The following is a 16,405-nucleotide window of genomic DNA, read 5'->3' on the forward strand; positions in this document are numbered from 1 at the left end:
GCCACAAGCCGGTGCAGCTGGCCCTCACCCCCTGGAGAACCGATCATGAACACCTTTCGCTTCAGCGCCGTGGCGACAGCCACCTCGTGCGTGCTCAGTGCAGCAAGCACCGCACACGCCAACCAGTTGCCCTTGCTGGATCAGCCGGCCCATCGTGCGCCCTGGGCGGCGGCCTGTGCCAACCAGCCCGACTCGACGCCCTTGCCCCTGGACGCCCGCACGCTGGTCGTGCCCGGCGTGAACAGGCCCGGTGCGGCCATCCAGTTCAATGCCTGGTTTGTGGACCTGCACAACCCGCCTGAGCCTTACCTCAACAAGTTGCCCCCCAAGCCCAAGACCTGTGGCGAGTTCAGGGCCGCCTCGGTGAGGGGTTTCAAGCTCATGACGGGCAAGCAGTACTTCCAGCCCTTTGGCACGATCGCGGGCTACAACAAGCTGTGGAAGGTCTGGGGCTTGAGCAGCCGCCCGGCCGATTTCGACGAGCAGGTCATGAAGCGCTATGGCTCTGGTCCTGCGCCTTGGCGCAACCCCTATGCGCTGCCTGGCGAAGATCCCAACACAAGCAACGGCGGATCGGGCCAGCTGCCTTTGGGCCTGCTGCAGGTCAAGGATGACCAGGGCCGCTGGAATGGCCTGCTGGGGTCCACCTGCTCGGGCTGCCACGACTCCCGGCTGGGCTCGCCCGATGAGCGGCCCTTTGCCTTTGGGCGCGCCAACGATGCCGGCGACGCGGGCGTCGGGCAGTCCGACACCTTCCGGGCCAACGGGCCCACGGTGATCTTGCAACTGGCCCCCTTGCCATGGAGCGTCGGGCGGGGCACCAGTGACGCCATCGGCATCCTGGATGCGCTGCCGGCGCTGTGGGACATGGATTCGCTGCTCTTCTCACCCAGCCTGATGGAGTGGTTCCCTTCGCATGCGGCGGGCATGTCCAAGGCGCCCAACTGGTGGCACCGGGCCTGGAAGACACGGCAGTTCTGGGACGGTGCACTGACCTCTGACAACGTGCGATCGGAGATGGCTTTCGCGGTGGCCAACCTCATGCGCAATGCCGCCACACGGCGCGACATCTACTACGAGTTCGAGGACATCAATGTGTGGCTGATGTCGCTGTCACCACCCGCCTACAACCATGAAGGTGGCGCCATCGACACGGCGCTGGCAGAGCAGGGGGCGGTCATCTTCCATGAGCGCGACCTGTGGGCCGCAGGCGCCAATGCCGACATCCCCAAGCAAGCCGGCAACGGCTCTTGTGCCAGTTGCCATGGGGTGTACTCACCGCGCCATGCCGCTGACCCGGCCTACCTGCCCGACCCTCGCCTCAAGGGTGTGGCCGGCGTCATCACGCCCATCGAGACCATCCAGACCGATGACAAGCGTGTGGGCCTGATGCAGGACGAGCGCAAACGCCGCGCCTGGCAGACCTCCTGGTTTGCCTACAACGAACTCAATCCACAGTGGCAGGGCTGGAATGACAAGCTGCTGACCAGCCAGCTCAGGCGCATCCCGCGCAGGGCCTATGACCTGGGCAAGGGGCCGGTCCCCAAGTATTCGCCCACTGGCCCCAATGAATGGCTCAAGCCCTTTGGCTATGTGGCCCCGCCCTTGTATGGCGCCTGGCAGAGCGCCCCCTATTTCCACAACGGCAGCGTGCCCACCATCTGGGATGTGCTCAAGCCATCTGATCGGCCCAAGATCTGGCAGCGCTGGTACACCGCGCCCGGCATCGGGGGCAAGAACAAGGGCTACGACGCCAGCCTGGCCGCCTATGACTTCAAGAAGCTGGGGTGGCGTTACACCGAGCTGCCCTGCAACAACCAGCAGGCCAGCGCTGCGCCTTACCTGCCGTGCAGCAACGGCATGAGCACGGTGGACCAGGTCTTCGCGTCCATCGCCAACGTGGTGGCGGTCAACAACTCACTGGCCTATCAGTCGCCGCCCCCGGTGACGGACCAGCAGATCCAGTCGCGCATGATCTTCAACAGCTATCTGTACAGCCAGGGCAATGGGGGCCACACCTTCACCCAGTCCCTGACGGATGAGGAGCGCTGGGCCCTCATCGAGTACCTCAAGACCTTGTGAGCCCAGGCCGGCTCACGATGCCTGGATCGTCTGCGGCGAGGCGCGCATCTCCGATGGCGTCTTGTCGTAGACGCGCTTGAATGCCCGGCTGAAGCTGCCCACCTCGTTGAAGCCGGCCTCCACGGCAATCTGGGACACAGGCTTGTTGGTGTGCAGGAGCTGGGCCTTGGCGTGCTCGATGCGGATCTGCGCGTTCAGCTGGGCAAAGGTGTTGTGCTCTTCCTGCAGCCGGCGGCTGAGCGTGCGTGAGGACAATTCAAGGCGCTGGGCCACCGAGGCCAGCTCGCTGGGCAGGCCGGCATGCACATCGCGCTGGATGAGCTGGCGCACCTTGTGGGTAAAGGGCTGCTGGGGTGCCAGCACCGCCACCTGCTCCTTGAGCACGGATTCCAGTGCGTTGCGCGAGCCCCGGCTGGTCATGATCAGCGGGCGGTCCAGGAACTCTTCGGGGAAGACGAGCTTGTCTTCGCGGCAACCGTAATGGATGCAGCGCGGGGGCGTGCCGGGGATGTACATCGGCACCCCATCGGGTTGATGGCGGAAGTAATAGTCGCCATCCGGGCGTGGGGTGTCGGCGTAGTTCTTGAACTGGCCGTAGCAGCCCAGGGTGATCTCGGTGATCAGGTTGTTGAACGCGCCAAAGTCGGTGCGGCGCTCGAAGATCAGGTGGACCTGGTGGTCGATGATCTCCATCCGCAAGCCGAAGGCCGGCATGACCAGCGGCCCGAACTGGATGGCGTAGTCGATGCACTCACGCATGTTGGTGGCCACGATGGCCAGCAAGCCCAGCGGCCCGTGCGCCGAGACGGGGAAGCACTCCAGGATCTGCTCGCTGTGGGCGCGGTCGTCGCTGCAGTGTTGCGACAGGATGCGCAGCAGCGCGGCAAAGTGCTCGCCGTGCACGAAGCCCGGCGGGACATCGGGGGCGTCGCTGCCGCGGGTCGGGTCGATGCCCAAGGTGGCCAGCCACTCGGCTGCCGTGGGCGAGCTCAGCCCTTTGGCCCGCATGAAAGCCTCCCCGACCTCCTGGTACTGGATCGGAAACATCAGCGCGCGCAAGGGGATCATTCGCTCGATACCTGGATCTGGAAGCAACAACGCGAGCTTGCCTCAAGAAGGCTTGCTCGCGCCATGAACCACATCAAGCGGTCAAAAAAACACCAGGCCGCTTGCGACCTGGTTCACGTTTGATCAGCCGCGACGGCGGCGGGCCACGACGGCCATGCCGACCAGGCCCATGCCCATCAGCGCGTAAGTGCCGGGTTCGGGCACGGCCGGGGTGGTGGCCGTCACGGTCAGGTGCGAGGTGATGGTGCCGAAGTCGGTCACGCCGGACAGGGCGCTCTTGCCCAGGGTCAGCAGGCCCAGCGACTTGGCGATGGCGTCAAAGGCCGTGGTGGTCACCGTCAGGCCGGAGAAGGTGGTGGTGAAGTTGCCGGCGGTGGTGATGGCGCTGTCACCCTGGATGCTGGCGATGTTCCAGATGACCAGGTCATTGATGGTGCCCACGCCGTTGCCGCCGCTCAGGGTGCCGTGCACGACCTTGGCGGTGCGGTCGATCCACAGGTCACCGATGGTGACGAAGCCGCCGCTGGAGACGCTCTTGAGTGCAGGCTGGGCCTGGTTCGAGCCACCCACGCTGTAGGCGTTCAGGATGCGGTTGGTGCTGTCGTTGATGTCGAAGGATTTCAGCTGGGCGGTGATGTCGGCCTGGGTGTAGAAGCCGTCGACGTCCTTCTGGATCACGCCCGTGGTGCCATTGACGGGGCTCAGGACCACCTTGCCGGTGTCCAGCGCGCCCAGCAGGTCGGCGCTGAAGGAGATGGTGTCGGCCCCGGTGAGCTGCAGGCCCTGGTAGGAGCCGCCCGATGCGACGGTCACGGTGGCGGCCTGGGCGCCCAGTGCGGCCAGCAGGGCGGTTGCGATCAGGGTCTTCTGGATGGAATGGGTCATTGTCTGCCTCTAGAAAGGGTTACATCAGGAACAACATCAACACCGACAGATGGCGTGCATCTGTGGAGTCGATAGTAAGAACGGGTTGTTTGATGCGGGAGGCAGGAATGGCCGGCGAAGCCAAAACGTGGCGGGCCAAGCCGGTTGGCAGTGTGCAAAGACTCCCCCGGTCAGGGGGGGGCTGCCGATGCGGTCGGCTCAGATCAGGCCGATGTCGCGCGGCTGGCAGGCGGGGAACACCTTGTCGATGGCCGAGGGCGACAGGCCGTACTGACGCTGAAACAGGCCGGCCAGGGTGGCACGGTAGTCGTTGAGCACGGGCAGGTCACGGTTTTGAAAGAGGGTGCGGGCTTCGATGCTGGTTTGCTCGCCCAGCACCTTCTGGCCGCGCAGGCCCCCGCCCAGTGCCCAGTAGACACTGCCGTGGCCGTGGTCCGTGCCACGGTTGCCGTTTTCGCGCATGGTGCGCCCAAACTCACTGATCACCACGACGGTGGTCTGCTTCCACATGGTGGGGCCTATTTCGTCGGCAAAGCCGGCCAGGCCGCTGGCCAACTGGCCCAGGCGGGTGGCGAGGTAGCCCGTCAACTGGCCCTGGCCGACATGGGTGTCCCAGCCGCCCACGTCCACAAAGCCCAGGGCATAGCGCTCGCGCATGAGCCTGGCCATGCGGCGGGCTTCTTGTTCAAAGCCATTGGTGGACACGGCGTTGCGGCTGGCGGCCTCCATCTCGCCAGCCATGTTGCCGGCCATGGTGCTGCTGACCTCCTGGCGCACCTCGAAGCCTTCCTGCACTTTGGCGCCCAGCGGATGGTGCTGGTACATGCTGGCCAGGGCCGATTGCAGGGGCTTGTTCAGGCCGTTCTTGAGCTGGCCCTTGAGCGAGGTGTTGGCGATGTCGACAGGCCCACGGAACACCGCAGGCAGCTGGTCCGTGAACGACATGGCCGGGCTGCCTGGCAGCACGGACGCCAGCCTGTTGAGGAAGCCGGACTGGAAGTTGCGCTGCGGGCCCAGTGGCTGCCCCAGCTCGATGCTGTCCTGGGTTTCGAAATGGCTGCGAGAGGTGTCGTCCGTGCCGGCAAAGGGGATGAAGCTCAGCTGCCTGGCCTGCAGCAGCGGGCGCAGCGGCGCTTCAACGGCGGGGTGCAGGGCCCATTGCTCGGTGAGGGGCACCGCGCCAGCCTGGTCGCCCGCAGCCAGGGGAATGGCGATGTGGGGGCGCACTTCCTGATAGAAGCTACCACTGGTGGGCACGAGCAGGCTGAGCGCGTCGTAACCGCCCCGCAGGAAGACCAACAGGAAGCGGGGGCTGTCGGGTGAGGCCGCCAGCAGGCGGCTGCTGAAGGTCAAGGTGGCCACACCTGCGCTGGCAGCGCAGGTGTGGCTCAGGAAGGTGCGGCGTTGCATGGCGGGCCTCGCGGGTCGGGTCAGCGGTACATGAACTCGGGTGCGGACAGGTACAAGGTGTTCCAGTCTTGCGGCGAGCTGGTGTTGTCCAGGGCCTGGCGCGTGTCCGGGCCGAGCATGGCGCGGGTGAACTGGTAGTAGCTGGCACGCGCCAGCTGGGGGAAGGCGGCTTGCTCGGTGGCTTGGCTGCCTTCTTCGGATTTGAACAAGCCGGCACTGTGCGTGCCAATGGCCCGCGCGATCTCGAAACGCACCGCCATCTGGCCCGAGCTGGACCAGGCATCAGCGGTGAGCGGGTAGCCGTCAGGCGTCTGGCGGTTGTAGAGGCCTTCGCCCAGCCGGTTGAGCCAGTTGAAGATGGGCGTCGTGTTGCGGATGACCTTGTCGTCGTAGGCGGCGCGCAGGGCCGAGATCACGTAGTGCATCGGGTCTTTGAACTTGCCGGGCTCGGCCTGCGTGAACTCGGGCGCACCGAGCAGCACGTTCAGGGTGTCGCCGATGTGGCCCTGGCTGGACAGGAAGGCCTCGCTCATGCGCTGCACCAGCGGCTCGGGCGGGGTGTCGGACAGCAGGTAGCGGGCCATCTTGCCGCAGACGAAGCGGGCGGTGGCCGGTTGGGTGGCCAGCGTGTCGAGCACCTCGTCCAGTTCGGTGGCGCCGCGCCCCTGGATGCGCCGGCCCAGCACGGTCTTGTCGCCGAAATCATGCCGTGCGGGGTTGAACTCGTAGGCGCCCTCACGCACGTAGAACCCGGCCAGCTCGCGGCGCAGGTGCGGCGTCTTGTCGCTGTGCTGCACGCCGTGGCCGGTCAGCACGCGGGCCAGTTCCTGCACATCGCGCTGCGTGTAGCCGGCATCGACGCCCAGGGTGTGCAGCTCCAGCAGTTCGCGGGCGTGGTTCTCGTTGAGGCGGTTGGCGGCATTCTGGTCGTTGTCCAGATAACGAAGCATGGCGGGGTGGCGGGTGGCCGCGCCCAGCAGGTCTCTGAAGCGGCCCAGTGCGTGAGGACGCAGCGCGCGCTCTTCGTAGTCGCCCAGCATGGCACGGATGTTGTGCTTGTGCTGGTGCACATTGAAGTGGTTGAACCAGAACCAGCTCATGTGCTCGCGCAGTTGCTGGGGCGAGTACAGGGCGCGCAAGAGGTGTCGGCTGGCGGCCTCTCGGGCCAGGCGGGTGAGCTCCTTCTGGTAGGGCTGTTTGTCGTCGGCCTGCTTGAGGCTGTCGAGGTCGGCCAGCAGTGCCATGAGCGGCTTTTGCGTGATGGTCAGGCTGTCAATCTGGCCTTGCACAGCGGGCGGCAGGGCGGCAGGGGGTGCCGAGGCGGTTTGCTGGGCGATGTAGCGGGCGGGGCCCAGTTGCAGGGCCAGGTTCAGCTCGCTGTCGCTGGCACCCCAGCTGAGGCGGTTGACCAGCACATGGAGCCTGGGGTCGCCCGCTGGTGTATGGGCCCTGGCCCGGGCCAGGGCCGGCTTGTCGCTGGCCTGAGGGGGCTGGCTCGCGCAGGCTGTCAGCATGCCGCAGGAGCCTGTCGCGGCACCGGCCGCCAGCGACAGGAGTGTTCGGCGGCGAATCAGGTCTGGCAAGGTGGGGTGCGGCGGTGAGGTGCTCATGGTTGGTTGAACGCGCCTGCCAGCTGGCCTGTTGACCATGGTGAAAAGGGGCTGTGTAAAGTTGCCCGCGCCAGCGCGCTCGGGCGGGTGCCTTGTTCGTGGCGGCGTTCACGCTTTTGAGGCCCACACGAGCAGGGTGGCAGGCGTTTCGCTCAAGCCTGGCTGAGGGCTGCCGACACCGATGTGTCATGCCTGAAAACAACACGCCTTCCCCGTCCGGTCTGGCGCGCCTGCTCAACGCGGTCTTGAGCACGGATCCCAAACAAAGGGGGCGCGTCTCGCGTTCCTTGATGGCTGCCTTCGTCTATGTGGTGGGGGGCCTGCTGTGCGAATTTGGCTTGCGCCGATGGCCGCTGTCCCTCGCCGGCGTGCGTGTGTACGAGTTGCTCGGCTTGCTGGTTTGCGCCGGCACCTATGTGGCCTTGCGCAGCGGCTGGAGCCTGCGCTTCGGTGATCCCTCGCTGACCATGCTCCAGATCGCAGCGGCGCAGCTGTCCGGCGCCCTGTTCTACGCGGTGATGAGCCCGGTGCGCGGTGCCATGTTGTCGCTGCAGGTGATGATCGCGCTGTTCGCCATCTTCAGCCTCAAGCTGCGCGAGCAGTTGCAGGTGACGGGCCAGGCCTTGCTGGTGATGGGCCTGACCATGGTGGCGCTGGCCTGGTGGTGGCCCCAGACCTATGAGCCCGCCGTGGAATGGGTGCATTTCACGGTGCTGCTGACCATCCTCACGCCGGTGTCGCTGCTGGGTGTGCAACTCACGAGCATGCGCCTGAACCTGGCGCAGCAAAAGGCCGATCTCGAAACCGCACTGGACCGCATCCAGGCATTGGTGGACAAGGACGAGATGACGGGGCTGCTCAACCGCCGGGCCATGCGCGAGATGATCCTGCACCACTTGAAACTGCAATCACGCAGTGGCGATGGCAGCGTGCTGGCCTTGATCAACCTGGATGCCTTCAGGCGCATCAACGACCTGTATGGCCATGCGGTGGGCGACGACGCCTTGCGCCTGTTTGCGCAAGAGGTGCGCAAGGTCCTGCGGGACACCGATCTGGTGGCGCGCTGGGGTGGCGAGGAGTTCCTGGTTCTGTTGACGGCGACCACAGCCGATCAGGCCCTGGTGGCCATGGACCGTTTGCGCGATGGCTTGACGAAAGCCGATGGCCCCCCTCAGGCCCCTGACTTGCGTGTGCATTTCTCGGCCGGTGTGGCCGAGATGACGCCGCTGGAGTCCATGGACAAGGCGCTTGAACGGGCGGAAGCTGCGCTGCACCGTGCCAAGGTGCTGGGCCGCAACCGCAGCGAGCTGGCCTTGGAGCCGGCCTTGTCCGAGGTCGCCACGGCCTTGATCAAATCGACGCGGACCTTCTGAGCTGACGGGGCTTTGACAAGCCGTCCGGGAAGCCCTCGGGCCCGTTCGCTGGCCCCGGTTGGCCATACCCGAGCGCACTGGCAAGATGTCAACCTTGCGCACGGGCCATCCTGACCTATGCTTGTCACCATGCGTGCAGAACATGGGGACCCCACAACATGAACGATTTGACCGCCGTGACCTCGTACAGCAATCTGACCTATGAGCAAATCGAGGTGGGCGCCAGCGTGGAGGTGGCGCACAGCGTGACGCGCGACGACGTGGCCCTGCTGGCCCTGGTGTCGGGTGATGCGTCCATCCTGGCGGCCGACGGCCTGCCCGCCGGCCAGCGCGAGCCCGTGTGCGAGGGCGTGAGCGCAGAGGCCTTGATCCATGGCGTGCTCAAGCGCCGCCTGCCGGGCCCGGGCACCACCATCGTGGCCCATCATCTGGAATACGCAGGCCAGGTGAGCATGGGCGACCAGTTGCTGGCCAAGGTCACGGTGGTGGCCAAGCAGCCGCCTGATCGCCTGGTCATGGACTGCGTGGTGATGCGCGGCGAGACGGTCCTGCTCAATGGCCGGGTCACGGTGGCCGCGCCCTCGCGCAACCAGACGGTGGACCAACGCGACCAACCCGCCGTGATCCTGCGCCGCAACGATGTCTTTGGCCGCCTGTTCAGCGCGTGTGAAGACATGCCGCCCGTGCCTTGTGCGGTGGTGCACCCTTGTGATGCCGATTCGCTGGCTGGCGCGCTGGAGGCCGCACGACATGGCCTGATCGAGCCCGTGCTGGTGGGCCCACGCGCCAAGATCCAGGCCGTGGCCAAGGCCGGCGGCTGGGACATCTCGGCTTACCGCCTGGAAGACACCGAGCACAGCCATGCCGCCGCCGAGCGCGCCGTGGCCCTGGCCCGTTCGGGCGAGGTGCAGGCCCTCATGAAAGGCAGCCTGCACACCGACGAGTTGATGGCCGCCGTGGTGCCCTCGGCCACGGGCTTGCGCACCGGCCGGCGCATCAGCCATGTCTTCGTGATGGACGTGCCCACCTACCCGCGCATGCTGCTGGTGACCGATGCGGCCGTGAACATCGCGCCGACGATCGAATGCAAGCTCGACATCGTGCAGAACGCCATCGACCTGGCGCACGTGCTGGGCGTGCCGGAGCCGCGCGTGGCCATCCTCGCCGCGGTGGAGACCGTCAACCCCGAGATGCAGGCCACGATCGATGCGGCCATGCTGTGCAAGATGGCCGATCGCGGCCAGATCACCGGCGGCATCGTCGATGGCCCGCTGGCTTTCGACAACGCCGTGAGCCTGGAGGCCGCGCGCACCAAGCACATCCAGTCGGCCGTGGCGGGCCTGGCCGACATCCTGGTCGTACCCAATATCGAAGCGGGCAACATGGTGGCCAAGCAGTTGCAATACCTGGCCGGGGCCGACAGCGCCGGCATCGTGCTGGGCACGCGGGTGCCCATTGTGCTGACCAGCCGGGCTGATTCGGTGCGCACGCGCCTGGCCTCCACCGCTGTGCTCAAGCTCCTGGCCCATGCGCGTGCCAAGGCCGCTCCCGCTACCTGAGGCCGCCCATGACCGATGCGATTGCCGTTGTCAACGCGGGCTCGTCCAGCCTGAAGTTTTCTGTCTTCACCTCCAAGGCCTTCAAGCCGCTGCTGCACGGGCAGGTCGAAGGCCTGGGTAGCCTGGGCCATGGCGCGCATGCCATCGCCAAGGCACACGACGGCCACGTGTTGCTGGAGCAGCGCTGGGCGCCTGATGCGCACATGGGCCACGAAGCCGCGCTGGCCTACCTGCTGCAGGCCTTGCCGCCGCACCTGCAAGGCCACCACTTGGTGGCGGTGGGGCACCGCATCGTGCATGGTGGCGTGCATTGCCATGAGCCGGTGTTGTTGAGCGAGGCCGTGCTGGCCGAATTGCACACCCTGATCCCGCTGGCGCCGCTGCACCAGCCGCACAACCTGTCGCCCGTGGCCGCGCTGCACAAGCTGGCGCCCCACCTGCCGCAGGTGGCTTGCTTTGACACCGCCTTTCACGCCGGCAACCCCGAGGTGGCCACGCGCTTTGCCTTGCCCTTCGAGCTGCACGACGCCGGGGTGCGCCGTTATGGCTTCCACGGCTTGTCCTACGAGTACATCGCCTCGCGTCTGCCGCACGTCGATGCACACGCCGCCAAAGGCCGCACGGTGGTCATGCACCTGGGCAACGGTGCCAGCATGTGCGCCTTGAAAGCGGGGCGCAGCGTCGCCAGTTCCATGGGTTTCACCGCGCTGGACGGCCTGCCCATGGGCACCCGCTGCGGCAGCATCGACGCCGGTGTCCTGCTGTGGCTGATGGACCAGCGCGGCCTGAATGCCCGCCAGATCGAGCACCTGCTCTACAGCGAATCCGGCTTGCTGGGCGTGTCCGGGCTGTCGTCCGACATGCGCACTTTGCTGGACAGCGACAGTGCCAAAGCACGCGAGGCGGTGGACCTGTACGTGTACCGCATCGGGCGTGAACTGGGCTCGCTGAGCGCAGCCCTGGGTGGGCTGGATGCCATCGTGTTCACCGCCGGCATAGGCGAGCACGCCGCGCCGATCCGCGAGCGGGTTGTGCGCGATGCGGCCTGGCTGGGCATCGACCTGGACGAGGCCGCCAATTTGCAGCAGGTGGCCGACGGGCAGGCCTTGCGCATCAGCAAAACGGACAGCCGGGTGGCCGCCTGGGTCATCCCGACCAACGAAGAGTTGATGATTGCGCGGCACACCGCACGCCTGGTCGCCCAACCGGCCTAGGGGCTGTCCGGGAAGCTGGTCTGCCACCGCGCTACAATCTAAGGTTCGATGAGCGCCCGTTTCCGTTGTTTCCCCGGGGCGGCGCACCCCTTTGAGAGGATTTCCCATGTCGATGGACGATCGCGACGGCAAGATCTGGATGGACGGCCAGATGGTGGAATGGCGTGACGCCAAGATCCACGTGCTGACCCACACGCTGCACTACGGTTGCGGCGCTTTCGAAGGCGTGCGCGCCTACAACACGGTCAATGGCCCGGCGATCTTCCGCCTGCGCGAGCACACCGAGCGCCTGTTCAACAGCGCCAAGATCCTGCGCATGCCCATGCCCTTCACGCAAGAGCAGATCAGCCAGGCCCAACTGGATGTGGTCAAGGCCAACAACCTGGAAAGCGGTTACATCCGCCCCCTGGTGTGGCTGGGCTCTGAAAAACTGGGCGTGAGCCCCAAGGGTGCCAAGGTGCACGTCATGGTGGCCGCCTGGACCTGGGGCGCCTACCTGGGCGAAGAGGGCATGAAGCGCGGCATCCGCGTCAAGACCTCCAGCTACACCCGCCACCATGTCAACATCACGATGACGCAAGCCAAGGCGGTGAGCAACTACACCAACTCCATCCTGGCCAATATGGAAGCCACGGATGACGGCTACGACGAAGCCATGCTGCTGGACAGCGCCGGTTTCGTGTCCGAAGGCGCCGGTGAGAACCTCTTCATCATCAAGAACGGCGTGATCTACACGCCCGACCTGTCGGCTGGCGCCCTGAACGGCATCACCCGCAACACGATTTTCGCGATCGCCAAGGACATGGGCCTGGAGATCAAGGAAAAGCGCATCACCCGTGACGAGGTCTACATCTGCGATGAAGCCTTCTTCACCGGTACCGCTGCTGAAGTGACCCCGATCCGTGAGCTGGACCGTGTCCAGATCGGCATCGGCTCGCGTGGCCCCATCACCGAGAAGATCCAGGCTGCGTTCTTTGACATCGTCAATGGCCGCAACCCCAAGTACGCCGAGTGGCTGACCAAGGTCTGATCGAGAGGGCATCGCCATGAGCAACACGCAAAAACCGAAGGCCGTGGTGGAAGTGACCGCCGCTGACGTGCAGGGCCCCGGCGTGGTCTTCTGCCCGAACCCGAAGATGGCGCTGTGGAGCACCCACCCCCGCGTCTTCATCGACGTGGCCCACTCCGGCGAAGGCATGTGCCCTTACTGCGGCACCGTCTACAAGGTCAAGGAAGGCGAGCACATCGGCCACGGTCACTGACCCGCGCAAGCGATCTTCGCGTTCTCCTTGTGCAAGCCCGGCTCCGTGCCGGGCTTGTGCGTTTCAAGGCACGTTTTTCATGATGGGCCCCTACAATCGGGGCCATCATGAAAAGCCCGCAAGAATTCGTCCTGACCCTGTCCTGCGTGGACACCAAAGGCATCGTTCACGCCGTGTCAGGCCTGCTCTACAAGGCGGGCTGCAACATCATCGACTCGCAGCAGTTCGGTGACGTGCAAAGCGAGGACAGCACCGGGCTGTTCTTCATGCGTGTTCACTTTTCGGCACCCGAACACCTGGCCGACATCAAGACCCTGGACAAGCTGTTTGGTCACGTGCGCCAGCAGTTCGCCATGACGGCCCAGATCCACGCGCTGGCCCGCAAGCCCCGCGTGCTGATCATGGTCAGCAAGCATGGCCACTGCTTCAACGACCTGCTGTTCCGTTGGCGCTCGGGCTGGTTGCCCATTGATGTCCCGGCCATCGTGTCCAACCACCCGGATTACGCCGAGCTGGCCGCCAGCTACGGCATCCCCTTTCACCACCTGCCGCTGCCCACCGGGTCGGGTGCGGAGGTCAAGCGTGCCCAGGAGCAGCAGGTGGAAGCCCTGGTCGAGCGCGAAGGCATCGACCTGGTTGTGCTGGCCCGCTACATGCAGATCCTCAGCCCCGAGTTCTGCGCCTTCCTCAAAGGCCGGGCCATCAACATCCACCACAGCTTCCTGCCCAGCTTCAAGGGCGCCAAGCCCTACTACCAGGCGCATGACCGCGGCGTGAAGCTGATCGGCGCCACGGCCCACTATGTGACGGCCGATCTGGACGAAGGCCCCATCATCGAGCAGGATGTCGAGCGTGTGGACCACACCTTGAGCCCTGAAGATTTCACCGCCGTGGGCCGCGACGTCGAATGCGTGGTCCTGGCCCGTGCCGTGAAATGGCACACCGAACACCGCGTGTTGATGAACGGTCACAAGACCGTCGTCTTCAAGTAGCCAGCCCTTTCATTTCGCCAGGACCCGACCATGAGCGATCCGCGCGCCCGCAAAGTCTCCCAGGCAGCCCTGATGAGCACGGCCGACGAGACCGAAGCCTCCTTCTACGAGGCCATGCAACAAGGTGACCTGGACAAGATGATGTCCGTCTGGGCCGACGACGAAGAGATCGCCTGCGTGCACCCGGGCGGCCCGCGTGTGGTGGGCACGGTGGCCGTGCGCGCCGCGTTTGAAGCGGTGTTCGTGAACGGCCCGGTCCATGTGCAGGTGCACCACGTGCGCCGCATGGAGTCCGCCGTGTGTGCCGTGCACCACGTGACCGAGAAGGTGCAGGCCATGACCGAGCGTGGGCTGGAAACGGCTTATGTGATCGCCACCAATGTGTTCTTGCGCACGGCCATGGGCTGGCGCATGGTGGCACACCACGCCAGCGCGGGCCTGCCGCAGGACCTGCCGGACATCACTGAACCCCGAACCACCTTGCACTGACACCCACATGCAGTACCGTGCCCCACGCTGGCTGGCCGGGCATGGACCCCTGGCCGGCAATGTCCAGACCATCTGGCCTGCGCTGTACAGCCATGCGCATGTCGATCACGGCAACGTGCCCGTGGCCTACCGGCGCGAGCGCTGGGACACCCCCGATGGCGACTTCATCGACGTGGACTTTCTGCCTGCTGCCCTCGCGCAGGCGGCTGATGCCCAGCTCGAACCGCGCCCCTTGCTGGTCCTGTTCCATGGGCTGGAGGGCTCGTCGCAAAGCCATTACGCCCGTGCTTTTGCGCACTGGGCTCACGCCCAGGGCTGGGACTATGCCGTGCCGCACTTCCGGGGCTGCTCGGGTGAATTGAACCGCGGCCCGCGCGCCTACCATTCGGGCGACCATGCCGAGATCAACTGGATCCTGCGCCGCCTCGCGCTGAGCCACAAGGGCCCCTTGCTGGCCGTGGGTGTGTCGCTGGGCGGCAATGCCTTGCTGCGCTGGGCGCAAGAGGCCGGGGCCGATGCCAGCCAGATTGCGCGCGCGGTGGTGGCCATCTCCTCGCCCATCGACCTGGCCGCGGCGGGGCATGCCATTGGCCGGGGTTTCAACCGGCAGGTCTACACGCGCATGTTCCTCAACTCCATGAAGCCCAAGGCCCTGGCCAAGCTCAAGCAGTTTCCCGGCCTGTTCAATGAAGCCGCCCTGCGTGCATCACGGGATCTGTATGAGTACGACAATGTGTTCACCGCGCCCCTGCACGGCTTTGCCAGCACCGAGGACTACTGGGCAAAGTGCTCGGCCAAGCCAGGCCTGCGACACATGCGCGATGTGCCCGCCCTGGTGCTCAACGCCCGCAACGACCCCTTTGTGCCTGCTTCCTGCCTGCCCACAAAAGGCGAGGTGGGCCCGGCCGTGACACTGTGGCAACCGCACGAGGGTGGGCACGTGGGCTTTCCGGCCGGGCGCTTCCCTGGCCATGTGGCCGATCTGCCTCAGGCCGTGGGCCAGTGGCTGACACAACAACTCTGAGCAGACTGAGGACCCATCATGGACGACATCGTCAAAGCCGCTTTGAAGAAGTGGCCCAATGTGCCCGACTGCTATGGCTGGCTGGCGCTGGATGCGCGTGGTGACTGGTACATGCGCGATGACAGCATCCAGGCGGCAGGCCCCTTCCCACAGGTCAAGGGCAGCCGCGTCAACCACGACAAGCTCAAGGAATTCATCAACCGCAACTACGACCATGACGAGCGTGGCGCGTGGTTTTTCCAGAACGGCCCGCAGCGGGTCTACCTGCAACTGGAAGCCTCACCGCTCGTGTACGTCGTGCGCAAGGCGGGTGAGGGCGCGCAGGCCACTTATGTGGTCGAGACCCACACGGGGCAGGCCGTGCAGCAGATCCGGGCTTGTTGGCTGGACGAACATGGCCGCCTCTTCCTGGACACGGACCGGGGCTTCGGCGTGGTGCGCTCCATGGACATGGACGCTGCGGCCGACGCCGTGGAAGCGGGCGTCTGGGCGCCCCAGGAAATGCCCTTTGCCGAGATGCCGGGGCGGTTCCACTACGACCTGAACCCGCAGCCCAAGCCCCACGCCTGAATGGATCAGGCATAAAAAAACCGGCTCCTGCGAGCCGGTTTTTTGTGAGGCGATCAGCCGTATCAGGGGGCCGATGCTGCAGCAGCCGGTGCGGCTGGCTCGGTGAACTTGGCGCCACCGGCATTGGCCATGTAAGCCAGGCCACGGTGCACTTCCAGATCAGAGAAGTCGCCGCCACCTTGAGCGGGCATGGCGTTGAAGCCCTTCAAAGCGTGCTCCAGCAGCAGCGCTTCACCCTTGGCGATGCGAGGGCCCCAGGCGCCAGCGTCACCAAACTTGGGGGCGTTGAGCATGCCCGCGGCGTGGCAGTTCGTACACTGGGCCTTGTAGACCTCTTCACCAGAGCGGGGGCCGGTGTTGGCCGAGGCCACTTTGATCTCGACCGTGCCCACGGGCATGATGCGTTGCGACACAGCCTGGGCACTCAGGGCCTCGCTGCCGGCGGCCGAACTGTTGCCAGACGACACGTAGTTCACCAGCAGCACGATGATGACCACCGGGATGATGAAAGCAGCCAGCACGGCAGCAATCAGTTGCTGAGGGGTGCTGATCGGGCCTTGGTGGTGGCCGGACTCTTGGGATTGGGGCGCTTGGCTCATGGGGTGTTCAGGAGGCGCTGGTTGTGGGTGAGACCGTGGGGCGGATAACAGGTACCCGGCCCGGCGAAAGGGCGATTATAGGTCGTGTACAGCCGATCCCGGAAATCGCCTGCTTGGCTGACTGCTAGAATCTGAAATTGCTGCGCCCGTAGCTCAATGGATAGAGTACTGCCCTCCGAAGGCAGGGGTTGCTGGTTCGATCCCAGCCGGGCGCGCCAATGAATGTCAGTGAAATCAAGCACTTGCCCGTAAGGTCAGGTGCTTTTTT

At 65.5% G+C, this 16,405-nt stretch carries 15 protein-coding genes and 1 tRNA gene; 11 read left to right on the forward strand and 5 right to left on the reverse strand.

Going from position 1 to position 16,405, the window contains the following annotated elements:
• The first annotated feature begins 45 nt into the window (after window positions 1-45).
• Window positions 46-2,082 carry a hypothetical protein gene (locus HY019_RS07550; protein WP_290689824.1) on the forward strand — a complete coding sequence of 679 codons (2,037 nt, stop codon included), beginning with the start codon at window positions 46-48 and terminating at the stop codon, window positions 2,080-2,082.
• A 12-nt stretch (window positions 2,083-2,094) separates the two neighbouring features.
• On the opposite strand, the gene HY019_RS07555 is transcribed toward HY019_RS07550, so the two are convergent.
• The 4 genes from HY019_RS07555 to HY019_RS07570 all read right to left on the reverse strand — a co-directional run bounded on the left by HY019_RS07555 (window position 2,095) and on the right by HY019_RS07570 (window position 7,055).
• The gene (locus HY019_RS07555) at window positions 2,095-3,150 is read right to left on the reverse strand and encodes an AraC family transcriptional regulator (protein WP_290689829.1); all 1,056 of its coding nucleotides are present in this window, start codon (window positions 3,148-3,150) and stop codon (window positions 2,095-2,097) included.
• A 123-nt stretch (window positions 3,151-3,273) separates the two neighbouring features.
• On the reverse strand, window positions 3,274-4,035 hold the full coding sequence (locus tag HY019_RS07560) for a PEP-CTERM sorting domain-containing protein (RefSeq protein WP_290689836.1): 762 nt from the start codon (window positions 4,033-4,035) through the stop codon (window positions 3,274-3,276).
• 198 nt (window positions 4,036-4,233) lie between these two features.
• The gene (locus HY019_RS07565) at window positions 4,234-5,445 is read right to left on the reverse strand and encodes a DUF1501 domain-containing protein (RefSeq protein ID WP_290689840.1); all 1,212 of its coding nucleotides are present in this window, start codon (window positions 5,443-5,445) and stop codon (window positions 4,234-4,236) included.
• 20 nt (window positions 5,446-5,465) lie between these two features.
• Window positions 5,466-7,055 carry a DUF1800 family protein gene (locus HY019_RS07570; RefSeq protein WP_290689842.1) on the reverse strand — a complete coding sequence of 530 codons (1,590 nt, stop codon included), beginning with the start codon at window positions 7,053-7,055 and terminating at the stop codon, window positions 5,466-5,468.
• 188 nt (window positions 7,056-7,243) lie between these two features.
• On the opposite strand from HY019_RS07570, the gene HY019_RS07575 reads away from it, so the two are divergent.
• The 9 genes from HY019_RS07575 to HY019_RS07615 all read left to right on the forward strand — a co-directional run bounded on the left by HY019_RS07575 (window position 7,244) and on the right by HY019_RS07615 (window position 15,538).
• Window positions 7,244-8,428: a GGDEF domain-containing protein gene (locus HY019_RS07575; RefSeq protein WP_290689844.1), complete on the forward strand. Its 1,185-nt coding sequence runs from the start codon at window positions 7,244-7,246 to the stop codon at window positions 8,426-8,428.
• A gap of 158 nt (window positions 8,429-8,586) precedes the next feature.
• Window positions 8,587-9,987, forward strand: coding sequence for a bifunctional enoyl-CoA hydratase/phosphate acetyltransferase (locus HY019_RS07580; RefSeq protein ID WP_290689846.1), 1,401 nt, complete (start codon window positions 8,587-8,589; stop codon window positions 9,985-9,987).
• Between the two features lie 8 nt (window positions 9,988-9,995).
• Window positions 9,996-11,201 (forward strand): acetate/propionate family kinase, encoded by a 1,206-nt coding sequence (locus HY019_RS07585; RefSeq protein ID WP_290689847.1) that lies wholly within the window; start codon window positions 9,996-9,998, stop codon window positions 11,199-11,201.
• Between the two features lie 106 nt (window positions 11,202-11,307).
• Window positions 11,308-12,231: a branched-chain amino acid transaminase gene (locus HY019_RS07590; RefSeq protein WP_290689849.1), complete on the forward strand. Its 924-nt coding sequence runs from the start codon at window positions 11,308-11,310 to the stop codon at window positions 12,229-12,231.
• Window positions 12,232-12,247: 16 nt separating this feature from the next.
• Window positions 12,248-12,463 carry a zinc-finger domain-containing protein gene (locus HY019_RS07595; RefSeq protein ID WP_290689854.1) on the forward strand — a complete coding sequence of 72 codons (216 nt, stop codon included), beginning with the start codon at window positions 12,248-12,250 and terminating at the stop codon, window positions 12,461-12,463.
• 107 nt (window positions 12,464-12,570) lie between these two features.
• Window positions 12,571-13,455 carry a formyltetrahydrofolate deformylase gene (gene purU, locus HY019_RS07600; protein WP_290689861.1) on the forward strand — a complete coding sequence of 295 codons (885 nt, stop codon included), beginning with the start codon at window positions 12,571-12,573 and terminating at the stop codon, window positions 13,453-13,455.
• 30 nt (window positions 13,456-13,485) lie between these two features.
• The gene (locus HY019_RS07605; RefSeq protein ID WP_035036252.1) at window positions 13,486-13,944 is read left to right on the forward strand and encodes a nuclear transport factor 2 family protein; all 459 of its coding nucleotides are present in this window, start codon (window positions 13,486-13,488) and stop codon (window positions 13,942-13,944) included.
• A 7-nt stretch (window positions 13,945-13,951) separates the two neighbouring features.
• Entirely contained in the window at window positions 13,952-14,968 is a 1,017-nt protein-coding gene (locus HY019_RS07610) for an alpha/beta fold hydrolase (protein WP_290689864.1), read from the forward strand.
• 18 nt (window positions 14,969-14,986) lie between these two features.
• Window positions 14,987-15,538, forward strand: a complete 552-nt coding sequence (locus HY019_RS07615) for a DUF2946 family protein (RefSeq protein ID WP_290689865.1) — start codon at window positions 14,987-14,989, stop codon at window positions 15,536-15,538.
• Window positions 15,539-15,600: 62 nt separating this feature from the next.
• On the opposite strand, the gene HY019_RS07620 is transcribed toward HY019_RS07615, so the two are convergent.
• A complete protein-coding gene (locus tag HY019_RS07620; RefSeq protein WP_290689867.1) occupies window positions 15,601-16,137 on the reverse strand; it encodes a c-type cytochrome in 537 nt (178 codons plus the stop codon).
• Between the two features lie 142 nt (window positions 16,138-16,279).
• Between HY019_RS07620 and HY019_RS07625 the strand changes: the two genes are divergently transcribed.
• Window positions 16,280-16,355 (forward strand) — tRNA-Arg (locus HY019_RS07625).
• Window positions 16,356-16,405 lie beyond the last annotated feature (50 nt).

It is taken from the genome of Aquabacterium sp., assembly GCF_016195855.1.
Taxonomy (GTDB): Bacteria; Pseudomonadota; Gammaproteobacteria; order Burkholderiales; family Burkholderiaceae_C; genus Aquabacterium.

Excerpts from the sequence above, each read along its gene's own strand:
- HY019_RS07615 (WP_290689865.1), top strand. The coding sequence starts at position 14,987 with ATGGACGACATCGTCAAAGCCGCTTTGAAGAAGTGGCCCAATGTGCCC.
- HY019_RS07580 (WP_290689846.1), top strand. The coding sequence starts at position 8,587 with ATGAACGATTTGACCGCCGTGACCTCGTACAGCAATCTGACCTATGAG.
- HY019_RS07620 (WP_290689867.1), bottom strand. The coding sequence starts at position 16,137 with ATGAGCCAAGCGCCCCAATCCCAAGAGTCCGGCCACCACCAAGGCCCG.
- HY019_RS07585 (WP_290689847.1), top strand. The coding sequence starts at position 9,996 with ATGACCGATGCGATTGCCGTTGTCAACGCGGGCTCGTCCAGCCTGAAG.
- HY019_RS07570 (WP_290689842.1), bottom strand. The coding sequence starts at position 7,055 with ATGAGCACCTCACCGCCGCACCCCACCTTGCCAGACCTGATTCGCCGC.
- HY019_RS07575 (WP_290689844.1), top strand. The coding sequence starts at position 7,244 with ATGCCTGAAAACAACACGCCTTCCCCGTCCGGTCTGGCGCGCCTGCTC.
- HY019_RS07610 (WP_290689864.1), top strand. The coding sequence starts at position 13,952 with ATGCAGTACCGTGCCCCACGCTGGCTGGCCGGGCATGGACCCCTGGCC.
- HY019_RS07590 (WP_290689849.1), top strand. The coding sequence starts at position 11,308 with ATGTCGATGGACGATCGCGACGGCAAGATCTGGATGGACGGCCAGATG.
- HY019_RS07555 (WP_290689829.1), bottom strand. The coding sequence starts at position 3,150 with ATGATCCCCTTGCGCGCGCTGATGTTTCCGATCCAGTACCAGGAGGTC.
- HY019_RS07595 (WP_290689854.1), top strand. The coding sequence starts at position 12,248 with ATGAGCAACACGCAAAAACCGAAGGCCGTGGTGGAAGTGACCGCCGCT.
- HY019_RS07565 (WP_290689840.1), bottom strand. The coding sequence starts at position 5,445 with ATGCAACGCCGCACCTTCCTGAGCCACACCTGCGCTGCCAGCGCAGGT.
- HY019_RS07560 (WP_290689836.1), bottom strand. The coding sequence starts at position 4,035 with ATGACCCATTCCATCCAGAAGACCCTGATCGCAACCGCCCTGCTGGCC.
- HY019_RS07550 (WP_290689824.1), top strand. The coding sequence starts at position 46 with ATGAACACCTTTCGCTTCAGCGCCGTGGCGACAGCCACCTCGTGCGTG.
- purU (WP_290689861.1), top strand. The coding sequence starts at position 12,571 with ATGAAAAGCCCGCAAGAATTCGTCCTGACCCTGTCCTGCGTGGACACC.
- HY019_RS07605 (WP_035036252.1), top strand. The coding sequence starts at position 13,486 with ATGAGCGATCCGCGCGCCCGCAAAGTCTCCCAGGCAGCCCTGATGAGC.